This window comes from Isosphaeraceae bacterium EP7 (assembly GCA_038400315.1).
GTDB lineage: Bacteria > Planctomycetota > Planctomycetia > Isosphaerales > Isosphaeraceae > EP7.
Genome location: CP151667.1, coordinates 2,412,831 through 2,430,752 on the forward strand (window position 1 = coordinate 2,412,831; position 17,922 = coordinate 2,430,752).

Annotated in this window: 15 protein-coding genes; 3 read left to right on the forward strand and 12 right to left on the reverse strand. The window is 65.9% G+C overall.

Features of this window, described 5'->3' with window-relative positions:
- The first annotated feature begins 43 nt into the window (after positions 1–43).
- Genes EP7_RS09230 through EP7_RS09240 form a run of 3 tightly spaced genes read left to right on the forward strand, consistent with a single transcriptional unit; the run spans position 44 to position 3,203 of the window.
- Positions 44–199, forward strand: a complete 156-nt coding sequence (locus EP7_RS09230) for a hypothetical protein (protein WP_463527568.1) — start codon at positions 44–46, stop codon at positions 197–199.
- On the forward strand, positions 196–654 hold the full coding sequence (locus EP7_RS09235) for a hypothetical protein (RefSeq protein WP_463527569.1): 459 nt from the start codon (positions 196–198) through the stop codon (positions 652–654). The genes EP7_RS09230 and EP7_RS09235 overlap by 4 nt, the downstream gene beginning before the upstream one ends.
- On the forward strand, positions 654–3,203 hold the full coding sequence (locus EP7_RS09240; protein ID WP_463527571.1) for a response regulator: 2,550 nt from the start codon (positions 654–656) through the stop codon (positions 3,201–3,203). The genes EP7_RS09235 and EP7_RS09240 overlap by 1 nt, the downstream gene beginning before the upstream one ends.
- Positions 3,204–3,431: 228 nt before the next feature.
- Here EP7_RS09240 and EP7_RS09245 read toward each other — a convergent pair whose 3' ends face one another.
- The 12 genes from EP7_RS09245 to EP7_RS09300 all read right to left on the reverse strand — a co-directional run bounded on the left by EP7_RS09245 (position 3,432) and on the right by EP7_RS09300 (position 17,900).
- Entirely contained in the window at positions 3,432–4,538 is a 1,107-nt protein-coding gene (locus EP7_RS09245; RefSeq protein ID WP_463527572.1) for a protein-glutamate methylesterase/protein-glutamine glutaminase, read from the reverse strand.
- Between the two features lie 40 nt (positions 4,539–4,578).
- Positions 4,579–4,968 carry a response regulator gene (locus EP7_RS09250; protein WP_463527573.1) on the reverse strand — a complete coding sequence of 130 codons (390 nt, stop codon included), beginning with the start codon at positions 4,966–4,968 and terminating at the stop codon, positions 4,579–4,581.
- A gap of 48 nt (positions 4,969–5,016) precedes the next feature.
- Positions 5,017–5,505 carry a chemotaxis protein CheD gene (locus tag EP7_RS09255; RefSeq protein WP_463527574.1) on the reverse strand — a complete coding sequence of 163 codons (489 nt, stop codon included), beginning with the start codon at positions 5,503–5,505 and terminating at the stop codon, positions 5,017–5,019.
- A gap of 90 nt (positions 5,506–5,595) precedes the next feature.
- A complete protein-coding gene (locus EP7_RS09260) occupies positions 5,596–6,225 on the reverse strand; it encodes a chemotaxis protein CheC (RefSeq protein WP_463527575.1) in 630 nt (209 codons plus the stop codon).
- Positions 6,226–6,228: 3 nt separating this feature from the next.
- Positions 6,229–8,625 (reverse strand): chemotaxis protein CheA, encoded by a 2,397-nt coding sequence (locus EP7_RS09265; protein ID WP_463527576.1) that lies wholly within the window; start codon positions 8,623–8,625, stop codon positions 6,229–6,231.
- A 42-nt stretch (positions 8,626–8,667) separates the two neighbouring features.
- Positions 8,668–9,492 carry a CheR family methyltransferase gene (locus EP7_RS09270; protein ID WP_463527577.1) on the reverse strand — a complete coding sequence of 275 codons (825 nt, stop codon included), beginning with the start codon at positions 9,490–9,492 and terminating at the stop codon, positions 8,668–8,670.
- A gap of 37 nt (positions 9,493–9,529) precedes the next feature.
- The gene (locus EP7_RS09275; protein WP_463527578.1) at positions 9,530–11,890 is read right to left on the reverse strand and encodes a methyl-accepting chemotaxis protein; all 2,361 of its coding nucleotides are present in this window, start codon (positions 11,888–11,890) and stop codon (positions 9,530–9,532) included.
- 132 nt (positions 11,891–12,022) lie between these two features.
- Entirely contained in the window at positions 12,023–12,583 is a 561-nt protein-coding gene (locus EP7_RS09280) for a chemotaxis protein CheW (protein WP_463527579.1), read from the reverse strand.
- 192 nt (positions 12,584–12,775) lie between these two features.
- A complete protein-coding gene (locus EP7_RS09285) occupies positions 12,776–13,396 on the reverse strand; it encodes a transposase (protein ID WP_463528389.1) in 621 nt (206 codons plus the stop codon).
- Entirely contained in the window at positions 13,330–13,827 is a 498-nt protein-coding gene (locus EP7_RS09290) for a helix-turn-helix domain-containing protein (protein WP_463527580.1), read from the reverse strand. Before EP7_RS09290 ends, EP7_RS09285 begins: the two co-directional genes overlap by 67 nt.
- A 214-nt stretch (positions 13,828–14,041) precedes the next feature.
- Complete coding sequence (locus EP7_RS09295) at positions 14,042–15,493, reverse strand: DUF1501 domain-containing protein (protein ID WP_463527581.1); 1,452 nt, start codon at positions 15,491–15,493, stop codon at positions 14,042–14,044.
- 1 nt (position 15,494) lies between these two features.
- Positions 15,495–17,900, reverse strand: coding sequence for a PSD1 and planctomycete cytochrome C domain-containing protein (locus EP7_RS09300; RefSeq protein WP_463527582.1), 2,406 nt, complete (start codon positions 17,898–17,900; stop codon positions 15,495–15,497).
- Between the last annotated feature and the right edge of the window lie 22 nt (positions 17,901–17,922).

Genomic DNA, 17,922 nt, shown 5'->3' on the forward strand with positions numbered 1-17,922 from the left:
GCCGCTCCCGCCCAGACCGACCGACGACGGAAGAGTCCGCTCGATGAACGAGACCATCCCCACCGGAGAGGACGTCAAACGACCCGAGCTGACCAGGAGCGGCGCAGCCGCATCAAACAACCTGGGGTCGTTGTCCATGCCCGGTTGGACCTTCGGGCTGGAGCCCCTCAAGTGTGTCATCCCCGGCCTGCCAGGATGAACCCGAACTCCGCCCTGACCCTGATCCTGGCAGACGTAGCCCTCCGGAACATTCGCGAGGTTCGCAGGAACACGGCGAACTCTCACCTCGCTCGCTCGGTCTCGCTGACTGGGCTCCTCATCGGCTACGCTTCGGGCGACGACTCGGACATCGACCAGCCCCTCGTCCGAGAGCCGACGGGTGCCATCGGATCGCTCCGACCCGGCCGAATCGACCCGGTGGTCGCGATGAATTTCACCGCCCTCGTCTTGATCGCCAACAATCGAGGCGATTGGGTTGCCCATACGCTGGCGAAGTTGGCAGCCTCGACAGCCGACTCGTCCCTGTTCGGCGAGCTCTACGTACTCGGTCGGGTCGAGGGACGTTCCGCCTTTAATCAGATGTCGATGCACACCGCCATCGGTACGCCGACGCTGGCCGCTGGCATCAACTCGGCCCGCCCAGGGGGGGCATGATGGCGGCGAACGCCGGAGATCAGATGGCGAGGCGGCTCCTGCCGGTGGCGATCCTCCTGCCCGTCGCCCTGGAAGGCCTGTCCCTGATGGCTGGCCGCTCCGGACTCGTCGACGAGGGGTCCGCCGCGGCTGTCCGCGTGGTCGCCACCATCGCCATCCTCGCAGCCTGCATCGGCGCCAATGCGCATGCCCTGTACGGGGCAGGACGCGATCGACTCCGAGTCGAGGGACGCTACCGCTTCCTCGCCGAAACGATGCCCCTCATCATCTGGACGGCGCGGCCCGACGGGGGGGCCGATTACATGAACCGGCGGTGGACCGAGTTCACCGGGCAGGGTCGCGAGCAGTACGAGGGGAGGGGATGGGAGCGGGCCGTCCACCCCGACGACCTGGACCGCTGTCGCGGCTCATGGGGACGGTCGACCGGCGACGGCACGGACTACCAGTGCGAGTTCCGCCTCCGCAATGTCGACGGCTCATTCCGTTGGCACCTTCGCCGGGCCGAGCCGATGCGCGGCGATGACGGGAAGGTCCTCCAGTGGGTCGGGACCTGTGCCGACATCCACGACCGAAAGCTGGCCGACGAGCAGCGCTATCGGTCGCTGGTGGAGGCCACTTCGGCGATCGTCTGGATCACGCCGGCTTCCGGCGAATTCGAATCGGACCAGCACGCCTGGTCCGCCTTCACCGGCCAGTCCTTCAACCAGCTCAGGGGATGGGGCTGGCTCGATGCGGTTCACCCCGAGGACCGGGACGAGACGGCACGCGTCTGGGCCGAGGCCACCGCGAGCCGTTCGCTCTACCAGGTCGAGCATCGGCTCAGGCGGAACGACGGCGAATATCGGCACATGTCAGTAAGAGCTGTCCCGATCTTCTCGGAGGGCGGGACGATCTGCGAGTGGATCGGGGTGCACGCCGACGCCACCGAGCGCAGGCGAGCCGAGGGAGAGCTGCGCCATGCCAAGGAGGCGGCCGAGGCCGCCACCCGGGCCAAGGGGGAGTTCCTCGCCAACATGAGTCACGAGATCCGCACCCCCATGAATGGCATACTCGGCATGACCGAGCTGGCCCTGGGCACCAAGCTCGACCCGCGCCAGCGCGAATATCTTGGCCTGGTCAGGACCTCCGCGGAATCGCTACTCACGGTCATCGACGACATCCTCGACTTCTCCAAGATCGAGGCGGGCAAGCTCACGCTCGACGAGGCCCCCTTCGACATCCGCGACGCCGTAACGGACACCCTAAGAGCCCTGGCGATCAGGGCCCACGACAAGGGGCTGGAGCTTGCATGCCGGGTCGGCCCGGACGTCCCCGGCACGGTCGTCGGCGACGCTGGACGTCTCCGGCAGGTTCTGATCAACCTGGTCGGAAATGCGATCAAGTTCACCGAGCGAGGCGAGGTCTGCGTGGCCATCGAGGCCGGCGAGCCCGGCAAGGAGGACTGCGAGATCCGCCTGGCCGTGTCGGACACCGGGGTCGGAATCCCGGCCAACAAGCGGGCTTCGATCTTCGCGCCGTTTGAGCAGGCCGACGGATCCACCACCCGCAAGTTCGGGGGCACCGGCCTAGGACTATCGATCTCGGCCCAATTGGTCGGGCTGATGGGGGGGCGGATCTGGGCCGAGGCCAATCCCGTCGGCGGCAGCATCTTCCGTTTCGAAGTCCACCTGGCACCAGGACCCGTGGACAATTCTCTCGCCGTTGGGCCTGGAGCGGCACCGCCGGCCGGCCTCCGCGTCCTCATTGTTGACGACAATCGCACCACTCGCACGATCCTGGAGGAGCAACTGTCGGCCTGGGGCTGCCGGGCCAACGCGACCGACCCCGAGCAATGCCTCGAGGCCATGGCGGAGGCCGCTCGACGTTCCGAGCCGTTCGAGGTCGTCGTGCTGGACCGGACGATGCCCGGGATAGACGGCCTCGCGTTGGCCGACCGGATTCGCCGCAATCCCGAGCTAAACGAGGTCAAGATTCTGATGCTGACATCCGGCGGAGCCGACGAGTCGCCCCGCTTCCGTGATCTCGGGATCGGAGCCTGGCTGGCGAAGCCGGTCCGCCAATCTGAGTTGTTCAACGCCGTGGCGGCCTTGGTGGGCTTGGCCGAGGATGAGTCCCAGACGGCCGTGCCTGACGGGGCCGAACGTACCCCGACCTCGTCGCGGCAGCTATGCGTACTGCTCGCGGAGGACCATCCCGTCAATCAGAAGGTGGCGGCCCGGATGCTGGAGAAGCTTGGGCATGTGGTTACGATCGTCGGCGACGGCAGGGCGGCTGTCGAGGCTGCCGCGGCCGGTTCCTTCGACGTCGTTTTCATGGACGTTCAGATGCCCGTGATGGACGGCTTCGAAGCCCTGGCGGCGATCCTCGCGTTGGAACGGGGCACGGCCCGGCGTCCCTCGGTCGTGGCGCTGACGGCGCACGCCATGGCCGGCGACCGCGAGCGCTGCCTGGAAGCCGGCTTCGACGACTACCTGACCAAACCGATCCGCGCCGCCTCGCTCCACGACGCCCTGGCCCGACTGGACGATGACGGGAAGAGCTCCATCTGATCTGCGGGGCGGAGAAAAGTCACCGATCGTCCAGAACCGCACCCTCGTCGGTGACCCGAGCCTCGACGCGGCGTACGGGTGGGGGCGTTGCGATTGATGCGCCGGCCATGGTCTGGCCTCGGCATCAACGAGCCGAGCTCGAGACGATGAGAGTCGAGCCCGAGACATTGCGGGAACGACATCCCCTCCGGGACGCATCGACGTTATCGCATTGACCTTCGCGGGTCGTCAGTCATTCGCTGGGGTCGGCCTGGGTTTTCTTCGCGCCAGCCGGGCCAGGATCTCGGGCAATTCTTCGAGGGCGAATTGGCGGCGAACCCCTCCCTCGAGGAACGCGGCCTTGTTCATGCCGTAGACAACAGAGGTTGCCTCGTCCTGGCCTAAGGTCAATCCACCCGCGGCGAGGATCGACTTGCACCCTTCGACACCGTCTCGCCCCATCCCGGTCATGATGATGCCCGTGGTCGCCGCCCCGAATACTTTAGCTGCCGAGAGGAAGAGCGCGTCGACCGACGGCTTGTGTCCGCTGACATGCGGTCCGTCGGAGATCGAGACGTGGACGCGAGGCGAACGGCCGGTGAGAGTCATCTGCCGGCCGCCGGGTGCGATCAGGATCTGGTCGGGCAGGACCCGGTCCCCCTCCTCGGCCTCCTTCACTGTCAGGTTGCACTGTCGGCCCAGCCGCTCGGCAAAAACCTGGGTGAACCCGCTCGGCATGTGCTGCACGATGAGAATCGGCGGCATCGGTGGCGACATCCCGGCGAACACCTGCCCCAGCGCCTGGGGGCCGCCGGTGGAGATGCCGATCACCACCACCTCGGCCGCCGCGGTTGGGGTCGTTGCCGGCGCCTGGGACGTGGGGATGTCCTGGCGCGAAGGGGGCCGGGCCGCGGGCTTCGGTTGCCTTGGCCCCGGCCGCCTGACGTGGCTTTGAGCAGCCGCGAGCACCTTGCCAACCAGGACCTCTCCCAGGGCCTTCAATTCGGCAAGCTGGTGGTGGGTCGGCTTGGGCAAGAAGTCGAAAGCCCCCAGCTCAAGCGCTTCCAGGGTCACAGCCGCCCTCTCCTGGGTGAGGACGCTGACCATGATCACGGGGGCCTCGTGGACGGCGAAGAGCAGGGGGAGTGTCTCCAGGCCGGACATGCCGGGCATCTCGACGTCGAGGGTGATCACGTCGGGGCGGAGTTTCTGCGCCAGCTCGATCGCCTCGGTCCCGTCCCTGGCCGAGCCGACGACCGTGATCTCGGGGCTGAGGCCGAGGATGCCGGCCAGAAGCTTGCGCATCAGAGCCGAGTCGTCAACGACGAGGACGCGGACCGGTTCTGTTCTCGACAAGGGACCGCCTCCTGCGGGCACGATCGGGGCTCGATGCAATTCAGGGCTTGGGGCTCGTGGTCGAAGGGGGCAAGGCCTGGACCTTGCCCAGCAGGGCGATGAGGCGGTCGCGGTCGAACGGCTTGACGAGGAAATCGAGGGCGCCGTCGCGGATGGCCTCCTCGATGGTCTGCTTCTGGTTCAGGGCCGAGACCATCACCACGCGCGCCTCGGGGTCGATCTCGCGAATGAGCCGGAGTGCCTGGAGGCCCCCCATCTCGGGCATGACGACATCCATCGTGACCAGCCCTGGCCTGAGCCGATCGTAAAGGTCGACGCCTTCCTGGCCATTTCTGGCCTCTCCGACGACTTCCCAGCCAGCCGCTTCGGCCGCACCTCGGATCATCCGTCGCATCATCATGGCGTCGTCGACGACCAGCAAGCGTCCCATCATAACTCCCCCGGGGCCTTGGCGTGGCCGGTTGGCCCGGCCTCGACCTCAGATCTTATATTCTTCGCCGCCGGGAACTCGAATCTGGACGATCCCCGTCGCGAGGTCGAGCGTTAGCCGTCGGCCCGCCCCTCCCCCGACATCCCTGGCCAGCACGGGGATTCCCAGCGTGCCGAGGATCTGGTCAACCGCATCCTGGTTCATCTTGCCGATATTCAGGGCGGGCCCCGTCTGGAACATGCTCGCGCCACCGACGACCTTCGCCGTCAGACGCCCTCGAGAGCTTCGGCCGAGCAGCCGCTCAAGATCGGCGATCATCGCCGGGATCGCTGTGTCGGCGAATTTCCCAGGCTGGTCGGACGTCCCCTTCGAGTCGGGCAGGACAATGTGAGCCACCCCTCCCAGCTTCGCGGCTCGGTCGTGAAGGATGACCCCTGCGCACGAGCCGAGCAACGTCCTGAGCTGATTCGGCGCGGAGGTGACCTGCCAGCGACCGATCGGGACCGACACGATCTCGAATGGGTCCCGATTGCTCAAGGGTCGGCCTTTCGGGGGTTCGACGGGAGGATTCGTGTCCTGGATCTTCGGCAGACGGAGTTTTTGAGGCTGGAAGCGACCGAGACCAGGCTAGACAACCTGGGCCAGCCACTCCAGCGAGTCGCTGCTCGGGACCAGAAGAAGCGACCAGCCAAGCTCCTTCGCGTCAGACTCGAAGCGTGTCTTGATCAGGAGGAGCCGGTCGAGTTGACACGCCTGCTCCATCAGGGCGAATTCGAGGAGGCTCCCAGCGAACTCGTGCCGGAAGCTTGGCGGTGAAGGGATGATCCCCGCGGCGGCATCGCTCGACCCCTCGCGTGGCCGGGGGAGCATGACGGCCAGCGAATTGAGGTAAGCGCAGCCGACGATGTTGGCCGTCTCGTTGGCCGCGGATTGCTCCAGCTCGCCCCAGGAATCGGCCGTCCCGTCCGGCTGTCGGAGGAGCAAGTCGACCAGAGCCAGGCCCGACCGGCCCTCGAAGACGAGCAGGAGCTGGCCGCTGATTTGACCGAGGATCTCCATCGAGCTGACGGCCACGAGCTCGTCGGCCGGGCCGAGGAGTTCGGCGGCCTCGGCGAGGTCAACCTCCTCGACGTCGCTGGTCCGGAGCGTCGCTGGCTGGCCGAGCCATTTCGAGAGCGCGGCCGAGGCATCCTCCGCCCCGCGTTCGAAGATGGCCCTGAGGCGTTGCCGTGCATGTTCGTTCAAGGACTGCCCCATGATTCAAAGCCCCCGCCAACCGGCCGCGGCCGAAGTCGCGTCGATCCGGCCGGCCTCGAGCGCGGCCATCCCGATAAGGGCCTCGACGTCAAGGATCAGGCAGACCCGGCCGTCGCCGAGGATGCTCGCCCCGGAGAGCCCACCGATCGGCCTGAAGTTCCTGGCTAATGACTTCAAGACCGCCTCCTGCATCCCGAGCAGCTCGTCAACGATCAGGCCGATGGTCGCCTCGCCGTCGGAGACGATCACGACGGTGTGCTTCGCGTCGATGGCTTCCGCCTCGGCGACGCCCGGGTGGGTGTCATCCGGCCTGAAGACATCGGCGAAGGAGACGAGTGACGTGATCTTGCCGCGGATCTCGATCGACCGTCGGCCGTGGACCCGGTAGATCTGGCCCGGTCCAATCTCGACGATCTCGTCGAGGTGATCCAGCGGGATGGCATACGTCTCCTCGCCCACTCTTGCGAGAAGGACGGACATGATGGCGAGGGTCAGCGGCAGGCGGATGGTGAAGGTCGTGCCGCGGCCGGGCTCGGGGCGGGCCTCGACGGTGCCGTTGAGGGCCTCGATCCGGCTCTTGACGATGTCCATGCCCACGCCACGGCCGGAGATGTCAGTCACGGTCTCGGCCGTGCTCAGGCCGGGGTGGAAGATGTACTGGACGACCTGACGGTCGCTCAGCCTGTGCGACTCTTCCTCGCCGATCAGGCCCTTTGCCACGGCCTTGCGGCGGACCTTCTCGCGGTCGATGCCACGGCCGTTGTCGCTAACGGTGATGACGACGCTATTCCCCCGATGTGAGGCGGCCAGCGAGACCGTGCCTACGCGGGGCTTGCCCGCGGCCTCGCGGACGTCGGGCGCCTCCAGGCCATGGTCGACTGCGTTGCGGATCAGGTGGACGAGCGGGTCGCCCAGCTCGTCGATCATCCGCTTGTCCAGCTCGGTCTTCTCGCCCTCGGTCCGCAGGACCACCTCCTTGCCCGACGTCTGCTTCAGGTCGCGGATCACGCGATGGAATCGGTCGAAGAGCGGCCCGATCGGCACCATCCTGGTCTCCAGGACGCCTCGCTGGATGCCGTCGGAGACCCTGGAGAGATGATCGATGGCCTCCGACATGGCGGCGAGCCGCTCGCGCCCCTGGCGGATCAGGTCGAGTTCGACCTCGATCACGCGGAAGTTCTCGCGGAGCCTGCGGATCTGTGCGGCCCAACGGCCAATCGAGCCGCCCGCGAGATGCTCAGTGGCTTCTCGCCCCTCAAGGCCCTGGGCGATCCCATCGAGCCGGTCAAGGGTGTCGGCCGCAAGGAGCTGCGCGTTCGAGTCTCGGAACAGCTCGTCGAGCCCGCGGGCGATCTCGGAGAACCGAGACTTGCTGATGACCAGCTCGCCCGCCAGGTTCATGAGCTGGTCGAGCCGGTCGACGTCGACGCGGACCGTCTCGGCAACTCGCTTCCTGACCTCGCCCAGAGGCGAAGTCGCGGCCTTGGTGTCGGCCGCGGAGGCCTCGGGTTCGATTGCCGGGGCAATCTCATCACGCATCGAGACGTGAGAGTCAGGCGATTCTCCAACCTCGTCTTCGCGTTCTCCGGAAGGTTGGGGGGTGGGGACGACGGGAAGGGCAGGGGGCGCGATCGGGTCGGGAAGTCGGCCTTCGTCGGGCAAGACGCCAACGCCCGAGACGGCCTCGACGTCGGATCCCGCCACGCCGTCGACGTCGACCAGGGCTAGCAGGTCGCCCTCGCTGGCGTCGGCGACCAGCCAGATCCGGAAGCAACGGAGATCCTCGTTGTCTTCGAGCTGGTCGGCGGGCGGGTCGGTGGCCAGGATTCGGGCCTTGGCGGCGAGCCGATTCAGGACGAGTTTCGCCTTCATGTCGGGCCAGGGCAGGTTCGGCTCGAACCGGAGTGTGAGGCAGGTGATCACCTCGCCTTCCAGGCTCACGGTCGGCCGGATAGGCTCGGCGGTCGAGGAGGGCTCGTCCTCGGCCGACGGCGCGGACTCCTCCTCTTCGTGGCCTTCGGAAATCCGGACGACCAGGGCTGTCAGGGCCGCAAGGTCGACGGCGCTTTGGCCCTCGGCCCGGAGATCCTTGTGGTAGTCGCGGAGGGCGTCCAGGCAGCGGAAGCAGAGGTCGAGCGAGCGCCGATCGAGAGACCTCTTCCCGCTCCTGAGGGCGTCGAAATAGGCTTCGAGGTGGTGGGTCAGGTCCTTCACGGACTCGAACCCGAGCACCATCGAGGATCCCTTGATGGTGTGGACCAGGCGGAACACCGCGCGCAGCGACGCCTCCTCGGTGGGCGCCTGCTCCAGCTTGAGCAGCGCGTCGCTCAGGCTGGCGATCTGCTCATCGGTCTCGTCCAGATAGTAGGGAAGTAGGTCTGTCAGATCGAAGCCCGACATGGACAGGATCCTCTGGATTCGAGGCGATTCGTCGCGACCCGGTCAGGCCGGCTTCTGATAGAGCCAGGTCTTGTGCTTGGTCAGCTCGCCGAGCATCGTGAAGATCCCTTCGGTGGGCCCGACCACCAGATACCCGCCCCGGGCGAGCGCGTCGAGAAGGCGTCGAACGACGACTCGCTTGGATTCGTCATCGAAGTAGATCAGCACGTTCTTGATGAAGATGCAGTCGAAAGGCTCCTGGGCGATGGGCCTGAGGAGGTTGTGGAGCTTCCAGGTCACTAAGTCACGCACCTCGGGCTTGAGCGTCCATCGCTGCTGGGCTGCGTCGTGGTCGAACGCCTTCTTCCGCTCCTCAGCCCCGATCAGGCGGACCGCCCTGGCATCGTAGCTCGCCAGGCGAGCAGTCGCCAGCGCGGCCCCGCTGATGTCGGTGCCCAGGATCGTGAGCTTGCGACCGCCCATGGCTAATCGGTTCGCGAAGACCTTCAGCGCGAGCGAATAAGGCTCCTCGCCCGTGGCACACGCGGCCGACCAGACACGCAGCGGCTTGTCGCGGGGGCGACCCTGCGTGGCGAGGCCGGGCAGGAACGTCCCGCCGAACCATTCATAATGCTGGATATCGCGATAGAAATAGGTCTCGTTCGTCGTGATGGCGTCGAGAAACGCCGGCATCTCGGACGCTCCGGCGAGCGAGGTCAGGTGGATGTAATAGGACTCGAAGGATCCGATGCCGGTCGCCCTGAGGCGGCGCCGGAGCCGGTTGCTGACCATCACTTTCTTAGAGGCGGGGATGCGGATCCCCGCGACCTTGTAGATCAAGGCGAGGAACCGCTCGAACTCAGGCCCGGTCAGCTCGCCGTTGATCACGCATCCCCCTCCGTCCGCAGCCTTTCCAGAATCTCCATCAGACCTTGAACTTCGAGGTCAGCTCTTTCAAGGTCGAGGCCTGGGCCCCCAGCTCCTCGGCGCTGGCGGAGAGTTGCTCGGAACTGGCCGCGTTGGTCTCGGTGATGGTGGAGACGTCCTGGATCGCCTTGCTGACCTCGCTCGCCGACTCGGACTGTTCCTGCGTGGCTTTGGCAATCTTGGCGATGCTCGCCGCGGTCTCCTCGACTCCGTGGACGATCGTCGCCAGCGACTGCCCGGCTTTTTCCGAGAGCTGGGCCCCATCGGCCACCCGCCGGGTGGACTCTTTGATCAGGGAGGTGATCTCCTTAGCGGCGGCCCTTGACCGCTCGGCCAACTTGCGGACCTCATCGGCCACGACGGCGAAGCCGAGCCCGTGCTCGCCGGCCCTTGCCGCCTCGATGGCGGCGTTGAGGGCCAGCAGGTTGGTCTGGCTGGCGATCTCGCCGATGACCTGGATGATGTCGCTGACCTGCTCGCTCGACTTGCGGATGAGGACCATCGCTTCGATCGCCTGGTCGACCGACTCGCCGCCCTGTTTGGCCAGGTGCGAAGTGCGCTCGGCCAGTTCACGGGCGGAATTGGCGTTCTGGTTGATCTCGACGATCGCCTTGCTGAGATGTTCGACCGAGGCCGACATCTCCTCGACGGTGGCCGCCTGGTTCTGAGACGAGTCGCTCAGGTAGCTGGCACTCTCGGCGACGACCCTGGCCCCCTCGGAGAACTGATTGGCCGATTCGATTACCTGGCCGATGACCTGCTTCAGATCGTCGGTCATCTCGGCGATGGCGCTGCCGAGCCGGCCCATGTCGCCGTCACCCTTGACCTCGACCTCGACGGTCAGGTCTCCCTTGGCGGCGGCCTGGGCTACCTTCATCAGCTGGTTGACGTTACGTTCCATGTCGTGCTTGGCCCGCTCGACTTCGGCCTGGCGGCGGACCCGCTCCAGTCGCGTCGAGATCATCCGTCCAATGCTCTTGAGGGTGTCAAGGCGATGCTCGGAGAGCTGGAGCTTCTTCTCACTGGTGAAGTCGAGCGCCCCCGTGACGACGCCGTCGACCAAAATCGGCAGGCCGACCGCCGAGTTCAGGCCCGCCGCGTTGGCCGCCGCGGCCCTGGGGTCAGCCGACCTGTTGGGCATCTCCGTCAGGACGACCATCTCGCGGGTCTGCCAGACGAGCCCTAGCGCGCCCTCCCCCTCGCGATAGCGTGCCTCCCGCGTCGCCCGGCGGAACTCCTCGGCCACATATCCGGAATCGGCCGTGAATTTCAGGACCCGCTCGGCCGGGTCCAACACCCAGGTCGCCCCGTAGGTCCACCCGAACGTCTCGCGTATCGTTTCCAGCGCGGTCATGGCCACCTCATGTTCGGTGGTGGCCCGGCCCATCGCCTGGAGGAGTTGGTTGATCGCGGACGTGTCCGAGGCCATCTCGACCTCGCGAGCCTCGGCCTGGATCTTCTCGGTCACGATGTCCCAGGTCAGCATCGGCCCGAGATATTTGCCCGACTTATCGAGGATCGCGCTGACGAGCAGATCGGCCTGCTCGGGGCCGATCTGGATCAGGGCGCGGTGAGGGAGATTCTTGGGATCGGCCAGCAGGCGCCTCTGATGTGAGGGGTCGCGGTGGAACATGTCGATCGACCGGCCCATCATCTCCTCGGGCTTGCAGGGCAGGTAGGCCTCGATCCGCTTCATGAGCTTGAGCGTTGCCGGGTTCATGTAGCGGATCTTCAGGTCGCGATCGGCGAACATCATGCTCGTCGGGGCATTCTCGAGCATCTGCGCCTGGCGGACCATCTCCTGCTGCTCGCCCAGGACGGTGATCTTGTCGGAGGCGAGCCGGGCGATCGCCCGCAGGGCGTCGAGCCGCTCGCGGGTGATATCCAGGGACTCCGAGGCGAAGAAGTCCATCGTGCCGATGACCTCGCCTCCCCTGAGGATGGGCAGGCAGACGGCCGCGCGCACCCCGGATCGTCGCGCAATCGGAGCCCGGCAGCAATCGGCGAGCTCGCCGATATCCTCGACGTGGACCAGCTCGCGACGGTGCCAGGCCCGGCCGTTGAGGCCCTCGCCGTCGGCGAACTTGGCCGCGCGGCTCACGCGGGCGAACTCGGCGTCGACCTCGCCCGAATCCATGGCGAAGACGAGGGCTTTCTGCTCCAGGTCGAGCGACCAGTACGACCCATACGCCCAACCGAATTCTCGGCGGATCGTGTCGAGGGTCGTCTTCACGATCTCGTCAATCGTCTCGGCGCGAACGATCGCCTCGACCGAGTCGATCACCGCCCGAGCGGTGCCCGAGGATGCGTCGTCCGCCTTCGGCCCGACGCCGTTGCCCTTGCCAATCTCATCAGCCAACGACTCAACGACGGGTGGCCCGTCCGTCCAGTTTGGCAACCTTCTCGGCCCGAGCCCGAAGCGGGACCGCTTGATCCGGCTGGGGCGTTCAGGCCCCTTGGGGCGATCGCTCGGCATGGTCGGTTCCACGGCTCACGCACCTTTTTCTGTGGACATCACGGGCAGAGCAGCGGCAACGGAGAGGCCCGAGGAGGGGTCGAGCTCGATCTCGCCGCGTGCGAAGAGCTTGTCGATATCGAGGATGATGATCAGGCGATCTTCGAGCCGAGCGAGACCGGCGATGTACTGCGTCGCGATGGCGGTCATCGCAATCGGTAATGGCTGAACCTGGTCGGCGGCGATCCGGACCACCTGCGTGACCTCGTCGACGATGAAGCCGATCGTCTTGTCATGGACGGAGACGACAATCGTCCGGGTTTCATCGTCGAACGGCAGGCCGTCCAGGCCGAATCTCTTGCGGAGATTCACGAGCGGGATGACCGTGCCTCGAAGGTTAATCAAGCCCTCGATCCACGCTGGGACCTGGGGAAGCCTGGTGATCGGCTTCATCAGGATAATCTCGCGTATCGTGGTGATCGCGAGGGCATAGTCGGCGCCGTCAAGCCGGAACCCGACGAGCTGACGGATTGACTGGTCCGCGCGACGAGGGTTGCGATCAGGCGAGGTCGAACTCGCGGCCGTTGTGGCGGACATAGAGCCCTCTCGCCCGGAGACACGACGGAGATGCGCAAGGATGAATCGGCGGCATCGCCGGTGGGAAGATCGGAGCGAGGCCGTTCGATTACGCGTCAATACCATATCATCCAAATGAGGACGAGGAGCGGGCCCACCGGAAAAATCCGAAAAGCCGACGCAGACTTCCGACCTTATGGGGCGTGTGTTCAGCTATTGGTAATCAGGACGCCAGGTTCTTGCCATGGAAGGGGAGTTCGATCCCCTCCACAGCGACCGGATCATCGCCGGCTGGCCACCTAGTCGCTCCAGATGGCCATTGACGACCCGATCCAGGTCGTGCACGTCGCGGGGCACGAAGTTGGCCTTCAGGCCGTGCTTCAGGTGCCCCCAGATGAACTCCACCGGGTTGAGGTCCGGGGCGTAGGCCGGCAGCCGCTCCAGATGCAGGCGAGGATAGCGTGACAGGGGCGTCCGAATCAGCGGCCCCTTGTGGTTGCTGCCGCCGCCCCAGATCACCACGACCGCGCCGCGCAGGTGCCGCAGCAGATCGCGCAGGAATGCCACGACCGCCGCCCCGTCGATGTAATGCGCCGGGTCGGTCCGCCAGTAGAGGCCGACACGGCGTCGCCGCGGGGCGACGGAGATCGCCGCAATCGTCGAGACCTTGTCGCGGTGCCGGCCGAACCCCGTCAGCACCGGTGTCCGGCCCCTCGGCGCCCAGGTCCGACGTAGCGTCGGGTTGAGGAAGAACCCGCTCTCGTCGATCAGGACGACGTGGGCCCGCTCGTCCCGGGCTTTTTTTTGATCCGCGGCCAGTCCTCGGCGGCCCAGCGGGCGATGGCCGGGTTGTCGCGTTCCACCGCCGTGGTCACGGGCTTCTGCGGCGAGTGGCCGCGGCGGCTGAGCCACTCGGCCAGGCAGTTGGAGTTGAAGCGGACGCCGTACCGCTGGGCGATCACCTCGGCCAGCCTGCGGGTGGTCCAGAGCTGGGTCTTGTCGCCGAAGGCCTCGGGGCTGACGGCCAGCCAGGACAAGACCGACCGCTCCTGCCTGCGCGACAGCTTCGGAGCGGGCCCCGGGTGCGGCTTGCCCTTGAGACCGTCCTCGCCGGCGGCGCGATAGGCGGCCATCCACTTGCCGACGGCCTTGAGCGAGACGCCCAGGAACGCGGCGACATCCTTCTGCTTCCAGCCCTCATTGACCCGCGTCACCGCCAGGCGGCGACGGGCTTCCAGTTCGGCGGCAGATCCCCGAGGTATCATCCCTGGATGCTACAGTCGATCCGACCGGGGTGACAAGGATCGGGCTATTTGAATGCCAATAGGTCTACCGCTTCACGAGCCAGTCAGAGGTGCGGATGTATGTGCCCGAAGGTAAGCTGATGCCCTAACAGTGAAATTTTCGGGAAACTACTGACTAAAGCTGGCCATGGTTTACTCTCGACCGAATTGTGGAGCCTTGTCAGGGCACAATCCATCAGGCCAGGAGCCCCTCGATGACCGTGCCTTCGACGTCGGTCAACCGGAAATTCCGCCCTTGGGAACGGTAAGTGAGCCTGGTGTGATCGAGCCCCAGCAGGTTGAGAATCGTCGCCTGGAGGTCGTGCACGTGCACACGCCCCTCGACAGGGCGGAAGCCGAACTCATCAGTCTCGCCATAGACGACACCTGCCTTCGTGCCACCTCCGGCCATCCACATTGTGAAGGCGTCGACGTGGTGGTTACGTCCGACTTGCTCGCGCACCTCACCCATCGGGGTCCGGCCGAACTCACCTCCCCAGATCACGAGTGTTTCGTCCAGCAGGCCTCGCGCCTTCAGGTCCTGGACCAAGGCCGCGCACGGGTTGTCGATCTCGCGGCAGACGAGGTCCAGGTCGCCGGCCAGGTCCTGGCCGGGTGTCCCGTGATGGTCCCAGTTACTGTGGTAAAGCTGGACGAACCGCACCCCACGCTCGACCAGTCGCCTCGCCAGCAGGCAGTTCGCTGCGAATGATGGCTGGCCAGGCTCAGCGCCATAAAGATCCAGCGTCGCCTTCGATTCGCCCCGCAAGTCAATCAATTCGGGGGCGCTCGCCTGCATCCGGAAGGCCATCTCGTAGGAGGAGATCCGGGTGGCAATTTCCGGGTCGCCGGTCGCGTCCAGCCGCTCGCGGTTCAGGTCGCCGATCGCGTCGATCACCGCTCTCTGACGCGCAGGGTTCGTGCCCTTGGGGTTCGCCAGGTTCAAGATCGGCTCGGCACCGTTGCGGAAGGGAACCCCCTGGTGGACCGACGGCAGGAACCCGGTCCCCCAGTTCACCGCGCCGCCGCGAGGCCCACGCGGTCCCGATTGGAGGACCACGAAGCCTGGAAGTTCGTTCGACTCGCTTCCGATCCCGTAGGTCAGCCACGCACCCAGGCTAGGCCGGCCGAACTGGGTACTCCCCGTGTTCATGAACAGCTTCGCCGGGGCGTGGTTAATTGGCTCGGTAACCACCGATTTGATCACCGTCAGGTCGTCCACGATGGTGGCGATCCGCGGAAGGCACTCCGAGACCCATGCCCCGCTTGCGCCATGTTGAGCGAAGGCGCGGCCCGTCGCCAGGAGCTTGGGCGGCTCCTTGGAGAACGTGTCCATGAAGGCGAACCGCTTGCCCCGAATGAAGGAATCGGGGATCGGCTTGCCGTGCCACTTGCCTAGCTCGGGCTTGTGTTCGAACAACTCAAACTGGCTGGGTCCGCCGGCCATGAAAAGGAAGATGACGCTCTTCGCCTTCGCCGGTCCATGCCCCGGCCTGGGAGCGAGCGGGTCGGCGTGACTGGCGGCGATATCTCCGCCGCGGCTCTCATTCAGGAGCGAGCCGAGAGCGATGGACCCAAGTCCGACGCCGCAATCGGCGAAGAATTGGCGGCGTGTCTGCTCGAGAAGTCTATGGTCGGGAGAATTCATATCATTCCCGCGTGATGAACTCGTCGAGGTTCAGGACCACTCGGGCTACGGTCGTCCAAGCGGACGTGTCATTCTGCTCATCGGCACGTTGACATTCCAATAATGCGTGCAGTCGCTCGCGCTCACGGCGGTTCGGCGTCCTTGCCAGGCATCGTCGGAATGCTTCGTCGATTCGCTCGTCGTCGGTCCGATTCCCTTCCGTCAGCCTCGCCGCCAGTGCGGCAGCGCACTCCACGAAAGCTTCGTCGTTCAGCAAGGTAAGGGCCTGTAAGGGCGTGTTTGACCGCAGTCTTCGCGTGCAGGACCGCGCACCATCAGGGGCATCGAACAATGTGAAGAGCGGATGCGGGGTCGCCCGCCAGAGGAACGTATACATCCCGCGTCGATATCGATCGGGACCGGAGCTGGTCGCCCATTCCCGCCGCATCTGCCCAAAATTCATCACGCCATCCGGCTGCGGCGGGAAGACGCTCGGACCGCCGACCTGCGGCGTGAGCAGCCCGCATGCCGACAGTGCCGCGTCTCGGATTAGCTCGGCGTCGAGTCGGAGTCGCGCCTGTCGCGAGAGCCGTCTGTTCTCGGGGTCAGTCGCCGTCACGTCGGCCCGGTATCGCGACGATTGCCGATACGTTGCCGACGTGACGATCAGGCGATGCATTGCCTTGAGGCTCCACCCGCTGCGTATGAACTCCGTGGCGAGCCAGTCGAGCAGCTCGGGATGAGACGGCTTCGCCCCCTGGGTCCCGAAGTCGTCATCCGTCTCGACGAGACCACGGCCGAAATAGACCTGCCAGAGCCGATTGACCGCAACCCGAGCCACGAGCGGGTTCTCGGGGGCGACGAGCCATCGGGCGAGATCCATGCGATCGGGGACCTCGTGGGACGTAGCCAGCCCGGGCAGGACTGTCGGCACGCCCGGCTCGACCTTCGCGGCAGGGCGAGTGAAGTCGCCTTGCGTAAGGAGGTGCGTCTCGCGAGGCTTCTCCCGATCTCGCACGACCATCGACGTCGAGAACTTCGGGGCGCTGCCCCGCAATGCCGCGATCGCCTCGCGGTGATGTTTCGAATCCGCAGCCTGGTCGATGAACGCGGCGAAGACGATCCGCTTCTGGAGGGCGTTGCGATTTTCGGAGACGATGTCAAACACGGCCCGCACCGCTTGCGACTGCTTCTGTCGGCCCGCCAAGTCGAGCGAGGCTTCCCACGCCGCCTGCTTGTCCTTCAGCGCCGGTTCATCGGCCTCGACCTTGGCGAGATAGGCGTGTGCTGCCATCTCAGCCGCCTCGGCCCGGGCGACGGCTTCGGGCGAGGCGAGGGGCATCTCGACCTCGTCAACATTGTTGAAGAACGCGAAGAATCGATAGTATTCTGATTGGGACAACGGGTCGTACTTGTGGTCGTGGCATTGACAGCAACCCATCGTCAGCCCGAGCCAGACCGAGGCGGTCGTGTTGGCGCGATCGATGATCGAATCGATCCGGAATTGCTCGATGTCAATTCCACCTTCCTGATTGATCGGCGTGTTACGGTGAAACCCCGTGGCAACCTTCTGGGCCAGAGTCGCCCCCGGCCGAAGGTCCCCGGCGATCTGGTCGATCGTGAACTCGTCGAAGGGCATGTCGCGGTTCAACGCGTCGATCACCCAGTCTCGGTACGGCCAGATCGTCCTGGGGGCATCGATGCTATAACCGTTCGAATCGGCGTATCGGGCCCCATCCAGCCAGAGCCGCCCCCACCGCTCCCCGTAGTGCGGCGACGCCAGGAGCCGATCGACCATGCGTTCGTGCGCGTCTGGCCGGTCATCGCGGAGGAACGCCTCGACGTCGGACGGGTCGGGGGGAAGACCCAGCAGGTCGAGGCTGATTCTGCGGATGCGGGTCGCCCGGTCGGCTTCCGGCGATGGGACAATCCCCTCGGCTTCCAATCCCTCAAGGATGAAGCGGTCGATCGGGTTGTGTGCCAACGCCCGATCCCGGATTGGGGGCGGCACGTGATGGACCGGCGGGACGAAAGCCCAGTGGGCCGGAGCCACCGAAGGGACCTCCTCGGCCGGGGCCTTGGCACCCTCGTCAATCCAACGTCGGATCGCTTCGATCTCGGCCTCGGAGAGGGGTGGACGATCCAGCGGCATCTGCTCGCCATCCCCATCACCTCGGAGTGCCAGCACCACCGGACTCTCGCCGCCACGCCCCGGCAAGATGACCGGCCCGTTCTCTCCTCCCTCAGCCAGTTCCCTGGCGGTGTCCAACCTCAGGCCGGCACGCGGCTTGGTCGCCCCGTGACAGCGGACGCAATGGGCTGCAAGGATGGGCTTCACACGACGAGCATAATCAACCTGAGTCTCGCCTCCCCTCGTAGGCGAGACGAGGCTGAGTAGGATCCCCAGAGTGACGGCGATGCGTCTCATCGTCAGCCTCATGGGTGAGCGG

Bases quoted from the DNA above. Each gene is read 5' to 3' on its own strand.
- EP7_RS09280 (WP_463527579.1), bottom strand. From the start codon at position 12,583: ATGTCCGCCACAACGGCCGCGAGTTCGACCTCGCCTGATCGCAACCCT.
- EP7_RS09265 (WP_463527576.1), bottom strand. From the start codon at position 8,625: ATGTCGGGCTTCGATCTGACAGACCTACTTCCCTACTATCTGGACGAG.
- EP7_RS09290 (WP_463527580.1), bottom strand. From the start codon at position 13,827: ATGATACCTCGGGGATCTGCCGCCGAACTGGAAGCCCGTCGCCGCCTG.
- EP7_RS09240 (WP_463527571.1), top strand. From the start codon at position 654: ATGGCGGCGAACGCCGGAGATCAGATGGCGAGGCGGCTCCTGCCGGTG.
- EP7_RS09295 (WP_463527581.1), bottom strand. From the start codon at position 15,493: ATGAATTCTCCCGACCATAGACTTCTCGAGCAGACACGCCGCCAATTC.
- EP7_RS09260 (WP_463527575.1), bottom strand. From the start codon at position 6,225: ATGGGGCAGTCCTTGAACGAACATGCACGGCAACGCCTCAGGGCCATC.
- EP7_RS09230 (WP_463527568.1), top strand. From the start codon at position 44: ATGAACGAGACCATCCCCACCGGAGAGGACGTCAAACGACCCGAGCTG.
- EP7_RS09235 (WP_463527569.1), top strand. From the start codon at position 196: ATGAACCCGAACTCCGCCCTGACCCTGATCCTGGCAGACGTAGCCCTC.
- EP7_RS09250 (WP_463527573.1), bottom strand. From the start codon at position 4,968: ATGGGACGCTTGCTGGTCGTCGACGACGCCATGATGATGCGACGGATG.
- EP7_RS09300 (WP_463527582.1), bottom strand. From the start codon at position 17,900: ATGAGACGCATCGCCGTCACTCTGGGGATCCTACTCAGCCTCGTCTCG.